The sequence below is a fragment of the Kribbella sp. NPDC058245 genome (genome assembly GCF_042882005.1).
Taxonomy (GTDB): Bacteria; Actinomycetota; Actinomycetes; order Propionibacteriales; family Kribbellaceae; genus Kribbella.
The window spans coordinates 315,694-333,957 of record NZ_JBHVWY010000003.1; the positions used below are offsets into that span (position 1 = coordinate 315,694).

Annotated in this window: 14 protein-coding genes; 6 read left to right on the plus strand and 8 right to left on the minus strand. The window is 67.8% G+C overall.

The window, feature by feature from the left end:
* Window position 1 precedes the first annotated feature (1 nt).
* Entirely contained in the window at window positions 2-424 is a 423-nt protein-coding gene (locus ACFVWG_RS08045) for a MarR family winged helix-turn-helix transcriptional regulator (protein WP_391542435.1), read from the minus strand.
* Between the two features lie 60 nt (window positions 425-484).
* Between ACFVWG_RS08045 and ACFVWG_RS08050 the strand changes: the two genes are divergently transcribed.
* Window positions 485-889, plus strand: a complete 405-nt coding sequence (locus ACFVWG_RS08050) for a VOC family protein (protein WP_391542436.1) — start codon at window positions 485-487, stop codon at window positions 887-889.
* Between the two features lie 26 nt (window positions 890-915).
* The gene (locus tag ACFVWG_RS08055) at window positions 916-1,086 is read left to right on the plus strand and encodes a hypothetical protein (RefSeq protein WP_391542437.1); all 171 of its coding nucleotides are present in this window, start codon (window positions 916-918) and stop codon (window positions 1,084-1,086) included.
* Here ACFVWG_RS08055 and ACFVWG_RS08060 read toward each other — a convergent pair.
* Window positions 1,083-1,529: a GNAT family N-acetyltransferase gene (locus ACFVWG_RS08060; protein WP_391542438.1), complete on the minus strand. Its 447-nt coding sequence runs from the start codon at window positions 1,527-1,529 to the stop codon at window positions 1,083-1,085. The genes ACFVWG_RS08055 and ACFVWG_RS08060 overlap by 4 nt on opposite strands.
* Before the next feature lie 148 nt (window positions 1,530-1,677).
* Here ACFVWG_RS08060 and ACFVWG_RS08065 point away from each other — a divergent pair, with 148 nt between their 5' ends.
* Complete coding sequence (locus ACFVWG_RS08065; protein ID WP_391542439.1) at window positions 1,678-4,299, plus strand: GNAT family N-acetyltransferase; 2,622 nt, start codon at window positions 1,678-1,680, stop codon at window positions 4,297-4,299.
* A 95-nt stretch (window positions 4,300-4,394) separates the two neighbouring features.
* On the opposite strand, the gene ACFVWG_RS08070 is transcribed toward ACFVWG_RS08065, so the two are convergent.
* Both ACFVWG_RS08070 and ACFVWG_RS08075 read right to left on the minus strand, forming a co-directional pair.
* Window positions 4,395-4,952: a DUF4328 domain-containing protein gene (locus ACFVWG_RS08070; protein WP_391542440.1), complete on the minus strand. Its 558-nt coding sequence runs from the start codon at window positions 4,950-4,952 to the stop codon at window positions 4,395-4,397.
* Between the two features lie 93 nt (window positions 4,953-5,045).
* Window positions 5,046-9,329: a DNA/RNA non-specific endonuclease gene (locus tag ACFVWG_RS08075; RefSeq protein WP_391542685.1), complete on the minus strand. Its 4,284-nt coding sequence runs from the start codon at window positions 9,327-9,329 to the stop codon at window positions 5,046-5,048.
* A 267-nt stretch (window positions 9,330-9,596) separates the two neighbouring features.
* On the opposite strand from ACFVWG_RS08075, the gene ACFVWG_RS08080 reads away from it, so the two are divergent.
* Window positions 9,597-9,803: a pentapeptide repeat-containing protein gene (locus ACFVWG_RS08080; protein WP_391542686.1), complete on the plus strand. Its 207-nt coding sequence runs from the start codon at window positions 9,597-9,599 to the stop codon at window positions 9,801-9,803.
* A 1,484-nt stretch (window positions 9,804-11,287) separates the two neighbouring features.
* Here ACFVWG_RS08080 and ACFVWG_RS08085 read toward each other — a convergent pair.
* Both ACFVWG_RS08085 and ACFVWG_RS08090 read right to left on the minus strand, forming a co-directional pair.
* Window positions 11,288-11,632: a hypothetical protein gene (locus ACFVWG_RS08085; protein ID WP_391542441.1), complete on the minus strand. Its 345-nt coding sequence runs from the start codon at window positions 11,630-11,632 to the stop codon at window positions 11,288-11,290.
* Window positions 11,629-12,012: a YbaB/EbfC family nucleoid-associated protein gene (locus ACFVWG_RS08090; protein WP_391542442.1), complete on the minus strand. Its 384-nt coding sequence runs from the start codon at window positions 12,010-12,012 to the stop codon at window positions 11,629-11,631. The genes ACFVWG_RS08085 and ACFVWG_RS08090 overlap by 4 nt, the downstream gene beginning before the upstream one ends.
* Window positions 12,013-12,141: 129 nt before the next feature.
* Between ACFVWG_RS08090 and mycP the strand changes: the two genes are divergently transcribed.
* Window positions 12,142-13,425, plus strand: a complete 1,284-nt coding sequence (mycP, locus tag ACFVWG_RS08095; protein WP_391542443.1) for a type VII secretion-associated serine protease mycosin — start codon at window positions 12,142-12,144, stop codon at window positions 13,423-13,425.
* Window positions 13,426-13,482: 57 nt separating this feature from the next.
* Here mycP and ACFVWG_RS08100 read toward each other — a convergent pair whose 3' ends face one another.
* Window positions 13,483-13,779 (minus strand): hypothetical protein, encoded by a 297-nt coding sequence (locus tag ACFVWG_RS08100; protein ID WP_391542444.1) that lies wholly within the window; start codon window positions 13,777-13,779, stop codon window positions 13,483-13,485.
* A gap of 36 nt (window positions 13,780-13,815) precedes the next feature.
* On the minus strand, window positions 13,816-14,127 hold the full coding sequence (locus tag ACFVWG_RS08105) for a hypothetical protein (RefSeq protein ID WP_391542445.1): 312 nt from the start codon (window positions 14,125-14,127) through the stop codon (window positions 13,816-13,818).
* A gap of 150 nt (window positions 14,128-14,277) precedes the next feature.
* Between ACFVWG_RS08105 and eccCa the strand changes: the two genes are divergently transcribed.
* A complete protein-coding gene (gene eccCa / locus ACFVWG_RS08110; protein ID WP_391542446.1) occupies window positions 14,278-18,246 on the plus strand; it encodes a type VII secretion protein EccCa in 3,969 nt (1,322 codons plus the stop codon).
* Window positions 18,247-18,264 lie beyond the last annotated feature (18 nt).

The following is an 18,264-nucleotide window of genomic DNA, read 5'->3' on the forward strand; positions in this document are numbered from 1 at the left end:
GTTAGTTATTAACAGAGTGCACTTTCGCGACCAGCTTCAGCAGGGTCGCCCGCTCGGCCGCCGATAACGGCTGCAGCGTGGCCTGCTCGACCTCCTGGATCACCGTCCGCGCGGTCTTCGTAGTTCGGCGCCCCTTGGCGGTCAGGTCGATCCGGTACCGACGACGGTCGGCCGGATCCCGGTCCCGAGCCACCAACCCCTTGGCGATCAGGTCGTCCATCAGCCGGACCATGTCACTCGCGTCGATCCCGAGGCCAGTCGCGAGCACATGCTGAGCCACGGCCCCCTGATCGGTGAGCTCCGCGAGGGCGGCGTACTCCCACAAAGTGAGCCCCGGACGCTCGGCCAGCCGGGCCGCGATCGCCCGCCGGCTCGCCACCGCGACCTTGTGCAGCACGAAAGTCGTCGTCTCGGACAAGGCCATGGGGTTATTATAGGCCCAAACCAATTGTTGGTAACTCCCAACTAATAGGAGTGAGTGAGGATGGACGCGCTCTACCCACGACTTCTGGTCCGTGACTTCGCGGCGGCGGTCGACTTCTACACAACCGCACTGCGCGACCTGTACGGCGTGGAGCCGGTGAAGGTGATCCCGCAGGCGCAGTACGCGAACTGGGATCTGGACGGGCAGACCGGGCTGGTTCTGTTCGGCCGCAGCATGGTCGCCGACACCATCGGTACGGCGGCGCTCCCGGCTGACGCGGAGGCGCAGGACAGCTCGATGCTGGTGTTCAAGGTGGACTCGGTCGACGACGCAACCGTCGTACTGGAGAAGGCCGGCGCGACCGTGCTGACTGCTCCGCAGGACCGTCCAGAGTGGGGACCTGACCTGCGGACGGCCCACTTGCGCGCCCCGAACGGCACGTTGCTGGAACTCCAGACATACTGAGATTCCCCGAACGACTGGAGAGCGCCATGAGTTTCGATCGCCCTGGTCTACCCAAGCCCGGCCACGAGCTCGATTCCGAGGTCGAGGCCGCGCTCGCCGAAGAGGGTGTCGAGGTGACCGACCACGAGGTCGACGCCCCCGATCACCCCGGAGAGGTCTCGGAAGGTCCGCAGCCGAACCCGCCGCGCCGCCCCTAAGGCCGTTCGAACTGGGTGAGCTCAACCCCCGGAGCCACCTCGATGCGCGACCGCACCCGATAGCCACGAGACGTGTAGAGGTTGACGGCCGGGGTGTTGAGACTGCCGGTCGAGACCCGGCTGACCGGTCGCGGCTCCAGCTCGTCCAGGTGATCGAGCAGGGCCCGGCCGTGGCCGCGACGAGCGTGGGCCGGGTCGACGATCAGCCGACTGATCTCGACCACGCCGGGAGTGAGTTCGTAGGCGACCGCACCAACCAGGGTTTCGCCGTCGTACCGGCCGAGCCAGTCCTCGGTGGACGCCATCAGCCCGGCCAGATCCTCCTGCAACGGCGGGATCCCGGAGAACCCGATCAGCTGGGCCTCAACGGCGTACGCGGCATGCTGGATCGCCAGCACCCGCTCGGCGAGCTTTGCGTCCGTGAGGTCGAGTCGGGTGATCACCCTGGGCAGGGTAGTTCAGGCTGCGCGCCAAGAGCCAAGGGCTTTCATGCGATACCTCCGCTAAGAATTGCCGTTGCAGACGGCACGACTGCCTTGTAAGTTGTCGCAGCCGAGTTAGCTGAGCCTAACCTGACTAATTGGAGTCGTTGTGAACGCGAGTGTCTACCGGGACGCCTATGGCGTACCTCACCTGCAGGCCGTGGACCCGTTGGCACTCGTCTACCTCCAGGGCGTCAACGCCGCCAAGGACCGGGCCTGGCAGCTCGAGTACGAGCGCCGCCGGTTCCTCGGTACGACGGCCGCGTTCCTCGGCCCGGAGGCGTTGCCCTGGGACACGTTCGCCCGGCAGGCCCAGCTCGCCGACACCGTGCAGCGCTGCTTCGAGAACCTCGATGCGGAGACGCAGGAGTGGGTCACGGCGTACGTCGAAGGCGTCAACCACGCCCTTCCCGGTGGCGCGGCCCGGGCGCCCGAGTTCGCCCAGACCGGGCTCCGGTTGGAGAAGTGGGAACCGTGGGCGCCGCTGGGAATCTGGCTGACCATCCACATCCTGTTCGCGGGTTTCCCCAGCAAACTGTGGCGCACCCATGTCGCGAAGCATCTCGGCGACGACCAGACCGACCTCTTCACCTCCGAAGGCCCTCGGACCGCGGGCAGCAACGGCTGGCTGGTCCCCGGTACGGCGACCAGCACCGGCCAGGCGGTCATCGCGGGAGATCCGCACCGCTTCATCGAGAGTCCAGGTGTCTACCAGCAGATCCGATTGGCCTGCCCCGAGTACGACGTGCTCGGGCTGGCCATTCCTGGAATCCCGGGGCTCGCGCACTTCGGTCACGCTGGCAAGGTCGCCTGGTCGATCACCAACGCGATGGCCGATTACCAAGACGTGTACGCCGAACAGATCCGTCGTACCGGATCGTCTGTGCAGGCACTTGGTCCGGACGGCTGGGCGCCTGCGTCCCGGTCGGTTTCAGTGGTCGAGGTTGCTGGTGCGGAGCCGGTCGAGATCGAGTTGATCGAGACCGAGCGTGGGCCGGTGATCGGCAACGGGCTCAGCCTGCGGTACCCGCCGCGGGTGCTGGGGCGGCTCGGATTCGAGGTGTTCCCCAAGTTGCTGAGGGCAACCAGCGTTGCCGATCTCGACGCTGCACTCGAAGGCTGGGTCGAGCCGGTGAACGTCGTACTGGCTGCCGATGTGGACGGTGGCTTGCTCCATCGGGTCGCGGGGACAGTTCCTCGTCGTACGGCGGTCAACCGGCAGCGCGTCGTACCGGCCTGGGAATCTGGGCACCAGTGGGACGGCTGGGAGACGATGCCGCACGCAACCATCGACGGACCGGAGGTGATGGCGAACGCACGGGGGATCTCGGGGTCACTCGGATCCGAGTTCGCGTCACCGCACCGCGCCGACCGGATCCGGTCGTTGCTCTCGGCCCGTACCGACTGGACCGTGAAGGACATGCCAGAGGTCCATCGCGACACCTGGCTTGGTTCAGCCGGTCAAGTGCTGGACTTGCTGGACGGACTGGATGAGCTGTCCGCGGAAGCCGTTGCCCTGCGCAAAGAATTGCTCGAGTGGGACCGGCGGATGGACGCGACCAGCAGCACCGCTTCGGCGTACGCCGCCGTCCGCAAGGCGATCGTGTCCCGGCTGACCGACCACTTCGCCGTACTGGAGAACGGTGAGGTTCCCGAGGTCTTCCGGCCGTGGATGGACCCGCTCAACCATGTCGCCTACGGGCTGGAGAACCTGCTCGCCGCGGACCTCCCGGACGTCAACCAGTCTTGGATCGCACGCGAGGCGCTGGAGGAGGTCGCCGCCCGCGGGCCGCGTCCGCCGTGGGGCGAGACGCACCAGATCGCGCCGCTGCATCCCCTGGACGGGCCGATCTTCGCCCCGGACGAGGAGCCGATCGACCTCGGTTTGTCCGGCGACCACCACTGCGTGATGTCCACCTCGAGCGTGCCCGGCCTGACCGACATCTGCCTGCGTGCTTCGGCGGCCCGCTACGCCTGGGATCTCGCCGACCGATCTGCCGGCGCGTGGGTCGTACCGCTCGGCGCGTCCGGCATCCTCGGGGACGCCCACCACCACGACCAGCTACCGCTCTGGCTGCGCGGCGACCTCGCCCCGATCGTCACCGACTGGGACCAGCTCCACCGCGACGAACGTACCTACACCGCTGAGGTCGAGGGCTTCGGCACGATCCGCATCATCGAGTCCGACCCGGACCGCGACCTCGACCTGATCCGCGGGTGGGTCACCGCCGAACGCGCCGGCTTCTGGGGCATGGGCGACCTGTCCGATACCGAGATCGGCGACGTCTACCGCTTCCTGGACTCGGTCCCCACCCACCACGTCTTCCTCGTCCACCTGGACGACGTACCGGTCGCGCTCTTCCAGACCTACGACCCGCAGGCCGACCCGATCGGCACCACCTACGACATCCAGGCCGGCGACATCGGCGTCCACTTCCTGATCGCCCCGGGCGACCCGCGCCCCGGCTTCACCGGCACCTTGCTCCATGCCATCGGCAACTACCTGCTGGTCGACCAGGCCCACCCACGCCTGGTCTCCGAACCCGACACCCGCAACACCCGCGCCATCGCCCGCCTGCACCGCACCGGCTTCATCCTCGGCCCCGAGGTCCAGGTCCCACTCGTTGCCAGCGGCACCAAAACCGCCCGGCTCGCCTTCCTCACCCGCGAGTCCTTCACAGCGGCTGGTGCCACCACGGAACCGGCGACCGCGAACTCTGCAACCGATTGATCATCCGAATCACCAACACCGCGAACACCGCCCCAACGACACTGAGCATCGCACTGATCGACGACACCACCGCCACCTTGAACAGCTGACTCGGATCACCGTCGTACACGCCCATCTCGGTCCGGAACGCCGGCCCAGCCGAAGAGACTCTGCAAGAGCCAGAACACCCACCACGTCGTCACCGTGTTGTTCTTGTACGAATCGATCCACGCCCCACGCGGCCCCACACCCGGATCACTCGCCACCGCGACGTTCTGCACGTACCGGCAAGGCATCCAGAACCCCGCCACCGGCACGATCCACCCGAACACCCCGATCGGCCGCGAATAGTAGTGCCGGGCATCGCACAAGAACTCCGAGTTCTCCCGGGCCCTCAGCAACCAAACGATGAACAACACCGCAGCCACCACCAGCAACCCGAAACTCAGCACCACCGTCACCAGGTTGTACCAATCAACCGCCCTCAGCTCGGTGTCCCCCGCAGCAACCGCCGGCGCCTGCGCCGTCCACCAGTCCCCCACCGCCGAAGCAACATCAGCTGCCGCCGACCCGCAGATAGCCCACGAAGCCGCCAGCCCGATCCCCCGAACATTCCGCAACCGCGGCTCCCGCGTCACCATCCGCCCCGCAACCGACGTCCCAGCGACAGTCATAGCAACTCCTCTCGTCACCCCAACGGTCCCAACTCCAAGCCCGCCCAAGCGCCCAGCGGCAGCAACCTGTCAACAGCCCTGGCCGCCCATCGCTCAGCTCTCCGTCGGCCCACCGGGTCTGCGGCCGCGGAGCCAAGCCTCGAAGTCGTCGGAATGCCGTCCTGGCGCCTCCTCCGCGTGATGACGTCCGGTCGTCTCCGGGTTCAGGAGCGTGGCCAGTTCGGCGGCGCTCGCCGGGCCGTAGGCCTCGGTGACGGCAGGGCCGTTGCTTCCGGGGTCAGTGATCCGGACGGTGAATCCGTAGCCGTCCGTGCCGGCTGCCACTCGCTCGATCCGTACCTCGATCAGGTAGCCGAGTTCGATCAGCGACACCAGCGTGCGCTCGAGTTCGCTCAATGCCGCCGAATCGGGCGCCATGCCTGGCGGGAAGAGCGACCGGGCGCCGTTCTCGGTCGTGTGATTCCACTCCAGTACGCCGTCCGGTGCGGTCGGCGGAAGCGTCTGCACGGGAATGTCCACCGAGCCGCCGACCTGGTCGAGTCCCGGCGCGATGCTGAGGGCCGGCAGCATCAGCCCACCTGGGATTCCCGCCTCCTGCCAGAGTCTCGATGCCTCCGCGTACGCCTCGGCCAGCCGCTCCTGCAGGATCGCGAGCGACTCGTCCGTGCCGTGGAGCGCATGGTGCTCGACCGCGGTGGCGGCTCGCTCCAACTGTTCCAACGCGATCAGACGCTCGAGCAGCAAGGGTTTACCACTCGGCTCGGCGATCAGTCGGCGGATGGCCTGCTCGACGCCGGCACGCACCTGAGCGACCGGACCGCCGACGACCCGTTGTCCCAGCGCCGGATCGACGGCAGCGAGCGCCGGGAAGAGCACTCGCGAACCGTCCTCGTTGCTGATGGCATCGAACAGGCCGATAGCGAAGTCGAGCCTGGCCCGTGCATCGGCCAGCAACTCGGGGCCGGCTCCGAGCGCCTGCAGCCGGTCGAACTCAGCCGCCAGGTGGTCGATCCGCGCCAGCGCCTGGACGCGTTCGGCCCGCGCGTCGAAGTCGTACTCCGATTCCGGGCGCCCTGATGGCACGACCTCCAACTCGGCTTGCCGCAGCGCCGCCCGGACATGGTCGGTGTATCGACTCTGGTCCCTGACAGGCGCCGAGAGCTGCTCCTCGACCTGACGGGCCCGCACGGCGAGCTGTTCGGTGAGGTAGCGCGACACGGCCCGCTGCTCAAGCAGCCGCCGTTGATCCACTGCCAGAGCAGCGGTGAACTGCTCGTTCCGGGCCGCGGCAAGGATCTCCGCCCGCCGGAACAGATACCGGGCCACCGGCGTTCCGATCAGCGATCCCGCGGCGCCGGTGACCGTCAGCAGCACGCTGAGGTCGGGCATATCGAAGATCAGGTCCAGCGTGATCGCACCGCCCGCGCTGCCCAGCGCAGCTGCGGCGACCTGGATCGCGTACGCCCTCCAGCGCGCCTGTCCGTTCGGTCGTGGCCCCTGCGGTCCTTGCGGCACCACAGGGAGACCACGTTCGGCGGCGCGGGCGGCCAGGTCGGGCGGGCTTCCGGTGAGCTTCTCCAACTGCTCGACCAACTGCCGGAGCTTCCGGATCCGGGGTTCGACGACCTCGGCCAGCGCTGCCACCTGAGCAGCCTCCTGGCTGGTGCGGGCCCATGCCTTCCGAGCGTCGTCGGCGGCCTCTTCCCGGTTGACGAAGTGCTTGTCACCAAAGGCACCGAGCAGTCCACCGGCCATCGCGGGGCCGAACGCGTTCAGCAGCAGTTCGACCTGGGCACTGACGTGCTGGGAGAGCTCGGTCGGATCGATGTCGACGCCCGGTTCGGGCCGCATCGTGATCCAGCGTGCGAAGGCGGACAGATTGTCGATGACCTGCGCTGTCAACGTCACCTTGAGCGGCGGCGCGCCCGGGTTCGCCGGGCGGACGGGGGTGACCGCGGACGACTCGGCGGTTCCGGGCGAGCGGACCTCCAGCGCGGCCCGGAGACGATCGAGCCGCAGCCGGAGGTCGGCCAGCTCGCCCACCACCTGGTTGGTGAAAAGCGCTGGATCGGAGAGCCGGAGCCGTTCGGCGGCATCGGTGCGAAGAAGCCGGAACCCGAGCTTCTTGCTGTCGAAGAGACGCTCTGCCAAGGACCTGGCCAGTCCCGAGGCGACGATGATCAGAGCCGGCGACAACGCAGGGATGCCGAACAGCGTCAGCGCGCCGGCCACCGCCAGCGTCGAGAGACTCGGCGTGGCATAGCGGACGAGGTAGTCGGACCAGCCAGTGGCTCGCGACGGGGTCACTCGCGGGGGACGAACCGGATCCGTTCCGTCCAGCAGCGCCGGCAGACCGGGATAGTCGAACTCGCGCTGGTCACGATCCGCGTCCTCGGCAGGTTTCCTGGCCGCCGTCTTCCGGGCATCGAGGTACCGCTCCGACAGCGAGCCGACCAGAGCATTCACCATCGACGGCGCTGCGATGCCGAGACCGGCCAGGGGATTGGCGGTGAAGATCGCGGCCGCGATACCGATCACCACTGCCGACGTTCCGGAGCTCGCGATCGCCTTCACGAAGTAGCTGAACCGGCTGACCCGGTCGTCGTCGAGGCTCTGGCCGCGGCCCAGGATCCGATCGAGCACCGCACTCTCGTCCGCCGACAGCAGCGAACGGAGCAACTCAGGATCCTGCTGACCGTCCACGACCCCCATCGCCAGGGCCAGTGCGCGAATCTCCGCCTGGATCGCGGCCCGGCGATCGTCACCGTTCTGCTGGGCCAGCCGTTCGTCGAGCGCGAGTTGCTGGAGTTCAGCGCGATCGCCATGATCGGCGAGGCGCTGAACGGCGTCCACGTCCGGCGTACTGTCCGGGCGGAAGACGTGCGGCTCGTCGACAGCCCCGTTGAGCCAGGCCGCGGCCTCAGCGATGACCCTGGCCAGTGCGGGAGCGACCTCACCGGTCAACAGTCGATCCGAGAGCACCACCTCGACTGTCGAGATCCGGCCCTGCTGGATCGAGTACTCCTGCTGAACGCCCGGCGCGAGCGGTCCGACCCGCTTGATCAGCCGGAACCGGTCGCCGTCGGCCGTCGTGATGAGGTACACGCCGTTGCCCTCGTCGACAACGGACTGGAGATCGACCGCGAGCAAGCCCGGGTTCGCCAGCAGCTGGCCCGATTGGTGGCTGACCATGACCCAGCCAGGAAGGAAGCGCTCCCGCCGAGGCCGAGGCGGCGTGTGCTCGGTCGTATCCACCGGAGGCTGAGCGTCCTCGTCGGTGCTGGGGGTCGGGGCGTTGTCGCTGGGACCGGTGGTCGGAGGTGGCGGCCCGTCCGGAGTGCTCGGCGCGGTGGGCGGTGGCGGTCCTTCCGAAGGCGGATCGAACCAACCGAAGGGACCCTTGTCGATCTGATCCTCGAACGTGGGCAGCTCGGGCGGAAGGGCTTGCTGGTTAGGTGGTGGGACCAGATCAGTGACCGTGAAGGTCACTTCCACCGGCTCCCCGGGCGTACTGGGCCGGGTGACCTCGACGACCACCTGTTTCCCGTTCTGGATATGGGCGATCCACTCCTGCTCCAACCGGGCGTACTCGGCAGGGTCGATGACGGTCCCCGGAGGCAGCAGCGCGGCCAGGCCGGCCGCTCCGAAGAACGTCTCCCCGAGAAGCTTGCCGTCGGCATCGCGCGGAGCGCCCCGCTGGGCAGCCAGCGCCCGTCCGACGGCCTGCATGCTTTTGCTGAAGCGCGGGTTCAGATAGCGCAACAGCGCGACAACTTTGTTCACGACACCGTCGGGGCCGACTGTGTGGGCTACCTCGTTGCCTTTGAGACTCGTGGTTCCGTCGGCCTCCCGAGCCGACAGGGCCTGCCCGTCGGTGGTACCGGAGTAGGTCTGTTCCTTGGCGTTGACGAAGCTCCGGGCGCTCACCAGGACCACTTGTTCCTGGCCGGTGCTGACATCGATCACCGAGTAGTTGACGGTGATCTCCCCGGGGCGCGCGTTGCCCGGGCTGGGGATGATCTCGATCTCGACCTCGTAGCCCAGCTTGGTCCAGGTCGCCCACTCCTGCTCGAGGTCCTCGAAGGCTCCACTGTTGAAGTTCGTGTCCTGCGGAAAGAGGTTGTGCAACTCGTCGTTCTGGAAGAATCGCCAGGCGAGATAGTGCCCGCCGCTGTCGGTCGGGACGCCGAACGCCTTCTTGACCTTCTTGCGGATGGCCTGGCCCTTGCCGCCGCGGTCCTGTGCGGGGTAGTCCTCGCGCAGACGGGCAGTCACCCGGCGAATCTGCCCGTCCTCGCCAACCTCGACCAGGCCCTCGTTGCGCCCGAAGCGCAGCACCTTGGGACCGGTGAATCCCCTCGACACCCCGGCCTCCATCGGCTGGAACGGTACGGACGAGTCGAACCACGCGTTGCCCTCGTCTGCCTCGTCGGCCTCGTCGTTGCCGGGTTCGTCGGGCGGCTGGTCGATGGGTCCGTCCGGGCCGTCGGTACCGTTCTGAGCCGGCGGCGGTGGTGGCTCTGCCGGGGATTCCGTGCCGGCCAGTTCCGTCGTCCGGTCGTTGGCGTCGCCCTTGCCCGCGGCGGCCGTCGAGCCGTTCTGCGCGGCACCGTTCTGCGCGGCACCGTTCTGCGCGGCACCGTTCTGCGCGGCACCGTTCTGCGCGGCACCGTTCTGCGCGGCACCGTTCTGCGCGGCACTGTTCTGCGCGGCACTGTTCTGCGCCGACCCCGGCGAGTTCGTCGTCGAGCCTCCGTTCGACGCAGCCTGGGAACCCGGCTGCGCAGCAGCGTTCGTCTGAGCATTCGCCGGAGCCGCCGTGTTGTTCGCAGCAGGGGCGGCGTTCGTTGAAGCAGCGGCATTCGTCGGTGCGGCTGTGGAGTTGGTCGGCGCGGCCGTGCTGTTCGTCGGTGTGGCTGTGGTGTTGGTCGGCGCGGCCGTGGTGTTCGTCGGTGCGGCTGTGGTGTTGGTCGGCGCGGCCGTGGTGTTCGTCGGAGGGGCCGCGACGTTGGTGGTCGTCGGACCACCCGGCTGGGGACCGGTGACGGTTTGGGTCACCGTCGGTGCAGCCGCCTGGGGGTTACCGAAGTTGGTGACCGGTCCCGCGGCACCGACGGATCCGGCTCCGATCGGCCCGGCATCGACGGCTCCTCCTCTGGTGTCGAGGCCGCCGGACTGGTTCAATCCGGCATCCGCGACCGCCGTCGTACTGGTCGAAGCTGCCATGGTGCTGCCCGCGTCGGCCACCGAGGGAGGCGGCGGTGGGCCGGTCGGGTCGGCTCCGGCCACGTGTGCGGTGGTGGCCGGTAACGGACGGCCGCCGAAGTCATGAATGGCTCCCGCCGCGGCATGGCCCAGCGCGGAACCCGCGTGGGTCGCGATGAACCGGGAACTGGCCAGGGCACCGGCCATCGGTCCCTGGTTGACGATCGCACTGCCCAGCTGACCCCAGGTCAGCTCATGAAGCTTGCCGTCGACAGCGGCCTGCGCGACGGTACCCGACACCGGCGACGTGATCCCGTTGACGATGAAGCCGTGCCCACTCTCGTTCAGCAGGTCTCGCATCCGGCTGCGTTCGGCCAGGCCGAGCCGGTTCGCCAACCCGTTCGCCGGGATCCCTCCGATCAGTCCGACCGGCTTGATCACCCGGGCCAGGCCGGCCCCACCGACGCCGGCGATGCCCGCCACGAGCGTCTGCTTGAGGTCGTAGCCCTTCTGGTACCCCTGCAGGTTGCTGAACCACTGTCCGGTCAGGTCCGCGGCGACCTCCTCGCCCCCCTCCCAGGCCAACTCACCAAGACCACGGCCTACGGTGGCACCGGCCCGCAGCAGCGACTGCGGGATCGTCGCGGTGAGCGGCCGCAACAGCGCGCTCGCCCCGCGAGCCAGCGAGGTCACTTTCGTCGCGAGACTGGACAGGATCTTGAACTGCCAGAACGCCGCTGACGCGGCCGGCATCGCGAAGGTCGCGGCGAAGAACAAGGCGTTCAGCGCCAGCTCCGACAGGATCCCGTTCCGGACGTTCGCCACTTCCTTCGCGAACGTGAAGCACAGCTGGGCCATGTCGTCGAACGCCTTTACCGCGGACCGCAGATCCGTGATACTCGAGCCGGCCTTGCTGATGAAGATGTTCCCGGCCACATCCCGCCAGACTGCGGGCATCTCGGAGTTGGTGCGCTGTGCCTCGTCGGCCGCCTGTTGCAGGGCTTTGCCGAGCGACTGCCAGGCCTCGCCCATCTGTTTGACGACAGCCTCGTCCGCGGGCGGCCAGACGTTCTCGTCGAGATAGGTTCGCAGCCACAACCACAGCGTGGTGTTCGGCTCCGGAACGCTCACTACACGCGCCGCATGGTCGCGGCCTCGTTCTCGGCGTGCTGAACGTACTCCGCGACAACCCGGATGCCTTCCGTCGCTATCCGTACCAGCATCGGCTGGACGTTGCCGGTCAGAGTCTTCAGCTGATTGGCGCTCGCGTTGTAGTTCAGCCGGAAGTTCTTGGACAGCGTGTCGAAACCCGTGTTGGCCTCCTGCTCCCCGCGATTGATGGTCTGCAGGAGCGTCGGGAGCTGGCTCCCGAACGCCACGCCGGCAGCCTCCAGCCTGCGCATCAGCGCGCCGGTCTGATCGGGGTACATGTCGATGTCACCGATGCCACCGAAGTTGATCGGGCCGTGGCTCATGTCCGCGTCCCCCTCCGGGTCTTGGCGATCTGCGCGAGGAACGGCTCGTAGGCAAGCTCGGCCGGATCGTCCGTCCCCCGCGGGAAGAGGTCCGGCAGTTGCTTGGCCGCCGCCTGCTGTGCTTCCCACCCGGCGTCGTTGAGCACTTGCCGGAGTTGTTCGGCAAGTGCTGCGACGTTGGGCGTCCGGAGGATCCGCGGATCCAGGATCAGCTCGCGGACGTCGCCGTACATGCCGACGGTTGCCTCGATCAGTCCGTCCGGCGACTGCGCGGTGCCGGTGGTGTCCTCGCTGAGGTCGCGAAAGCGGCGAATCTCGCGGTCGGCCTGCTCGAGCTGTCCGAGCAGCGACAGCGCCTCGCGGTGATCTCCTGGTCCCATGACGTCTCCTTGATCGCCGAACTGCCGTTACTGTGCACGGATTCGTCGGCGCTCCGAGCGCCCTGGCCACTTGCGGCCACTCGGCCCGCGCCTCCGCGACGATCCGGGAGCCTCGAAGACGTGCGGAAGATGGCGAAACTACGCGTTCCGGTCTTGTTGGTGTCAGCAGCTGTCCTGGCCATGGGACCGGTGGTCACACCTGCCGTAGCGGCACCGCCCCGCGGCGCGTGCAACGATCCCGAGCCCGGCCGGCGGGCCGAACGACTGCTGCCCTGGGCACAGCAACTGCTGATGCCACAGCGGGCCTGGCCGTTCAGCACCGGCAGCGGCGTGACGGTGGCGGTCGTCGATTCCGGCGTCGACGCCGACCATCCACAACTCCGGCGACCAGGAAAGGTGCTGCGTGGACAGGACTTCTTCTTCACGGGCAAGTTGCCGGGCAACTACGACTGCGTGTCGCACGGCACCGGTGTGGCCGGCATCATCGCCGCGGATGCCGCGCCCGGAATCGGCTTCCAGGGAGTCGCTCCCGGCGCCCGCATCCTTCCGGTTCGGGTGACCGATCGCGAGAGCAACGACACCGGGCAGGTCAACTCGATCGACCCGAAGATCCTTGCCAAGGGCATCCGATTCGCCGTGAGCAGCGGCGCTCGGGTCATCAATCTCTCGGTGTCGGGGGACATGGACCAGGCCCCGGTCCGAGACGCCATCGCCTACGCGGTCCGCAAGGACGTCGTCGTGGTGGCGGCCGCGGGGAATCGGCAGGGCAGCTCGCCGAGCTCGATCCCCTCGTTCCCGGCGCAGTATCCGGGGGTCCTGGGTGTCGGGGCCATCAACAACACCGGGGCGCGAATCGCTGCCTCACAGATCGGCCCGTACGTCGACCTCGTCGCACCCGGTGATTCGGTGCTGACGACGACCCGCCGTACCGGCCACGCGTACGTCGAAGGGACCAGCTTCGCGACGCCGTTCGTCGCCGGGACAGCCGCGTTGGTCCGGTCGGCGTACCCGAAAATGACTGCACCACAGGTGATTCAGCGCTTGATGGCCACCGCGACCCCTGCCCGTGGTGGAGCGGACAGTCAGCAGTACGGCGCCGGCATCGTCGATCCGTATCGTGCCGTGACCGAAGGGATGATGCTCGGTGCCGCCCACCGCCTTCCGTCGATGCACCAAGCACCTCCAGATCCGGAATCGTCGGCGGTCGCCGAATGGTGGCGGGCAACGGGCGACAGCGCTCGCCGGCTGACCGTTCTGGCGATCGGCGGCATCGCTCTGGCCGGTCTGCTGGCTGCACTCTTGATCGGCGGCCGACGCCGGCACTGGCAAGCAGGTCGTACCTCGGTAGTCCGTCGTCGCGAGCCGGTGCCGGCCGAACTGCCACCCGAGCACCTCTTCACCCGGCACGACTGACGCAACAAGCCAGCAGCCCCGGCCGAGAATCCGGCCGGGGCTGCTGTCGTCAGGACCTCAGAGAGCGTTCAGGATCACCTTGCAGGCCGCCAGGGTTCCCCTCGCGTCCCCACTGCACTTACCCCACGCGATCGCCTCGGCAGCCTGGTGATCGGCCGCGGCCGTCGTCTGGACATGCTCCTGGTGAGTCACACCCAGCAGATCGAGACCCGCGGAGTCCATCCAATTGTTGGTGACTTCGGACTCGACGAACCGCACGTTGTCACCCGAGTACGTGAATCGTTCCGTCGAGTTGCCATGCTGCGCCCGGACCATCTCGTCCATGCCGCTGAAGTTCTGGAAAAGCTCTGGCATCTGGCTACTCCTTCGTGTGTTGAGTGGTTGCCGGCGTCAGGCCGTCAGCGGCCCTACGCTGCTGGTGACGTGTACCTCACTGCCGATCTGTGCGTCGTAGTGATTGGTGACCGTGTTGATGCCGGCTGCGCGGCCGTGCACCCGCGCGTGGTGCCCCCGGACACCAGCCTGGAACTCGTCGCCGATCATCGCGGCGCTGTTGTAACCGGGTCCCCGCCATGAACCGTTCATGTCCAGCACGACGGACGCGGTCCTGGTGGCGTTCGACTCCAGGTCCTGTCCGTAGGCCGTGGTGCGAGTGGACAACCCGCCCATGTTCTCGGTGAAACCCTGGATGAAGTCGCTCATCCCGTACTCCTTCCCAATAGTCGTTCCGACATCGCCAAGGTAGGAAGGCGAGAGCCCCTGCTGCGGTTGGCGGCACCTTCCTGCCAGCCGGCACCGGGGCGGTACCGGGCACGTGATGATCGGCTGGACGGATCCCGGCGGAGGTTGACGATGGCAACAGTGTTGGTACGACGCCCGGCCCGGCGCCCGGCGCCCGAACTGCCCGAGGGTGAACTGCTGCTCGAGCCACCGCCGGAGGTGCCTGAGCCGGGTGGCAAGCAGTGGGCCCAGATGCTGATGGTGCTGCCGATGGTGGCGATGATGGGCGCGATGATGCTGATGTTCTCGGGCAGCATGGTCAGTGGCCTGCGCTACGTGATCTTCGGCCTGTTCGGTCTGGCCATGGTCGGCATGATCGTGCTTTCGCTCTTCACCCGCAACGGCGGTGGCGGCAAGGCCGAGATGGGAGCCGCACGTCGAACCTATCTACGGCACCTGGCCCAACATCGGCTGCGACTCGGCCGGTCGATCGACAAGCAGCGTGACGCTCTCCACTACGTCCATCCCGCCCCGGCATCGCTGTGGGCGCTGGCGAACAGCTACCGGCTGTGGGAACGACGCCGCGAGGACATGGACTTCGGGGTCACCCGGATCGGCATCGGCCGCCAGAGCCCTAGTACTACGGTCATTCCGCCGGACACCCAGCCGCTGGAGCGGCTGGAGCCGCTCTCCGCCCTTGCCCTGCGTCGTTTCCTCTCGACGTACGCTTCGGTGTCCAACCTGCCGTTGGCCATCGCGGTCACGGGATTCGCCCGGATCTACCTTCCAGGTGACGAGGCCGGATCACAGGCACTCGCACGGGCGATGCTCGCTCAGCTGGCGACCTTGCACGCACCGGACAACCTGCGGATCGCGGTCTGCGCCTCGGACGACCGGCGAGCGGACTGGGACTGGGTGAAGTGGCTGCCGCACGCACTGCATCCCGAACGCCACGACGCACTCGGGCCGCTCCGGCTGATCGCTCCGTCGATCACCGCACTGGAAGCGATGCTTGACGATCTGCTGGCCAACCGGACGCGTTTCGACCCCGACAGCCTGCCGTCGGCGAACGGTCCGCACCTCGTCGTGGTCCTCGACGGCGGCGACACGGAGGGGTCGGATCATCTGCTGGCCGGCCCTGGCCTGGAAGGTGTGACGATCCTCGACCTGACCTTTGCGCCACCGCGAGCGATCGACCCCACCGCGATCGCGCTCGATATCGATGCCGACGGCAACTTACAGGCGGAGACGATGGAAGCCACCGAGCAGCTCGGCGTGGCCGACGCACTCGATCCCGTCACCGCCGAAGGTCTCGCCCGGCAGCTCGCTCCGCTCCGCCTGACGGCCGGCGCCCAGGGTGATCAGCCGCTGAGCGCGGACCTGGGACTGGCCGAACTGCTCGACCTGGGCGACCCCTACGACTTCGACCCCGAGGACACCTGGATCTCCCGCCCGAGCCGCGACCGGCTTCGGGTGAAGTTCGGCCTCCGTGCGGACGGACAGCCGATCGAGCTCGATCTGAAGGAGTCCGCGCAGGAAGGAATGGGCCCGCACGGCCTGCTGATCGGCGCCACCGGTTCCGGCAAGAGTGAGCTCCTGCGGACCCTGGTCCTGGCGTTGGCCATCACGCATCCACCGCGCTCATTGAACTTCGCGCTGGTCGACTTCAAGGGTGGTGCCACCTTCACGCGGCTGGACAAGCTGCCGCACACCAGCGCGGTCATCACGAACCTGTCCGAGGAGCTGCACCTGGTCGACCGGATGGCCGACGCGATCAACGGTGAGCTGCTTCGCAGGCAGGAGCTGCTCCGGGCCGCGGGCAACTTCTCCTCGCTGCGCGACTACGAGAAGGCTCGCGCGGCCGGTGCCCCTTTGGACGAAGTCCCTACCCTGCTGGTGATCTGCGACGAATTCAGTGAGCTGCTCACCGCCCGGCCGGACTTCATCGACATGTTCGTCCAGATCGGCCGGGTCGGCCGGTCGCTCGGTGTCCATCTTCTGCTGGCCAGCCAGCGGCTCGAGGAAGGTCGGCTGCGCGGCCTGGAGACCCACCTTTCCTACCGGATCGGTCTGCGGACGTTCTCCGACATCGACAGCCGGACCGTCCTCGGTGTCAACGACGCTTTCCTGCTTCCGCGGGCTCCGGGACACGGCTTTCTCCGCGTCGGAACCGAACAGCTCGACCGGTTCCGGTCCGCCTATGTCTCCGGCGTCCATCGCCGAGTTGTCGCCGGCATGCTGGCCGCAACCGGCGAGGAGACCGTCGAGCTTCTCGATTACTCCAGCAGCTACGTCGCTCCGGCTGTGGAGGAGGAGACCGACGAAGCCCCGGCGGATCCCGACGGTGCCTTCGACGAGGCCGTAGGCGAGAGCCTGATGGACGTTCTGGTCGACCGTTTCGAGGGCAAGGGACAACCGGCCCATCAGATCTGGCTGCCGCCGCTCGACAAGTCACCGGCGCTCGGCACCTTGCTGCCGAGCGCAGCGGGTGGGCCCGTCGTCGCCGGGGTCAAGGTCGGTGGCCTGCGCACCGTCATCGGCATCCTGGACCGTCCGCTCGAACAGCGCCGCGATCCCTTGCACGTAGATCTTTCGGCCGGTGGTGGTCATGTCGCGATCGCCGGTTCCGTCCAGAGTGGCAAGAGCACTGCGCTGGTCAGCCTGATCACCAGTCTTGCGTTGACGCACACTCCTTCGGAGGTCCAGTTCTACTGCCTGGACTTCGGTGGTGGTGTGCTCACCGGAGTTCGCGACCTCCCGCACGTCGGCGGAGTCGCCGGGCGGCAGGACAACAACGCCGTACGGCGCACCATCATCGAGGTGCTGGGGATCCTGGCGGAGCGGGAGAAGACGTTCGGCCTGCTCGGGATCGACAGCATGGAGACGTACCGCGAACGGCGTCGCCAAGGCGAGCTGTCCGATCAGCCGTACGGCGACCTCTTCCTGGTGGTCGACGGTTGGTCCACGATCCGGAACGACTTCGACGACCTGGAACCCCTGCTGACCGACATCGCGACCCGCGGCCTGGCGTACGGCGTGCACCTGATGATCAGCGTGGCCCGATGGTTCGACCTGCGCACCAACATCCGCGATCTGTGCGGGACCAAGCTGGAGCTCCGGATCGGCGACCCGATCGACTCCCTGATCGACCGGCGCGCGGCCGCGCAGGTGCCCGAACGAGCACCCGGGCGTGGTCTGGCCACGAGCAAGCACCACTTCCTGCTCGCCCTGCCCCGGCTGCGTGAACCCGAGCAGGAGCAACGAGCCTCCGTCGGTCTGGGCGAACTCGTCCGGGCAGTTGCGGACGCATGGCCCGAGGCCTCCGCTCCCGAAGTGCGGTTGCTCCCGGCCGACGTCCCGTACGAGGCAGCGAACGGCGCCAGCTCGAAGGATGCGGGGCTGGCCATCGGGCTGGCCGAGCGAAGCCTGGAGCCGGTTCTGCTCGACCCCGTCACCAACCCGACCTTCCTGCTGCTCGGCGACACCGCGTCCGGCAAGACCGGCTTCCTGCGAACACTGGCCCGACGGGTCGCGGAGACGTACACACCGGACGAGGCCTGCCTCCTGGTGATCGATCATCGACGCAGCCTGCTGGGCTCGGTCGAAGGACCGCACCTGCTGGGATACGGCACCGGCCATCAGGTCACCGAGGCGTTGATCAACCGGTTGGTCGAGGTCCTCAAGGAACGGCTGCCCGGCCCGGACGTGACACCGCAGCAACTGCGGGACAGGTCCTGGTGGCAAGGGCCGGACGTGTTCGTGCTGATCGACGACTACGACTTGGTCGCCACCAGCGAAGGACACCCGCTGATGCCGCTGCTGCCTTTCATCCCCCAGGCAGCAGACATCGGACTGCGAGTCTTCGCAGCCCGGCGTACCGGTGGTGCCCTGCGCGGCCTGCTCGAACCGGTACTGGCCAAGATCCGTGCCGTCGGCTCGCCCGGCCTGCAGCTGTCCGGCAGCCGGGACGAGGGCATCTTGCTGGGCGGTCTGCGCTCCCAGCCGCTGCCACCTGGCCGCGGCTTCCTGGTCGACCGTCGCGGAACGAGTCAGCTGATCCAGCTGACGCACCCGCCGGCGGACGAAATCCCCAACGAATGAAGGCAAAGGAGGATCGGC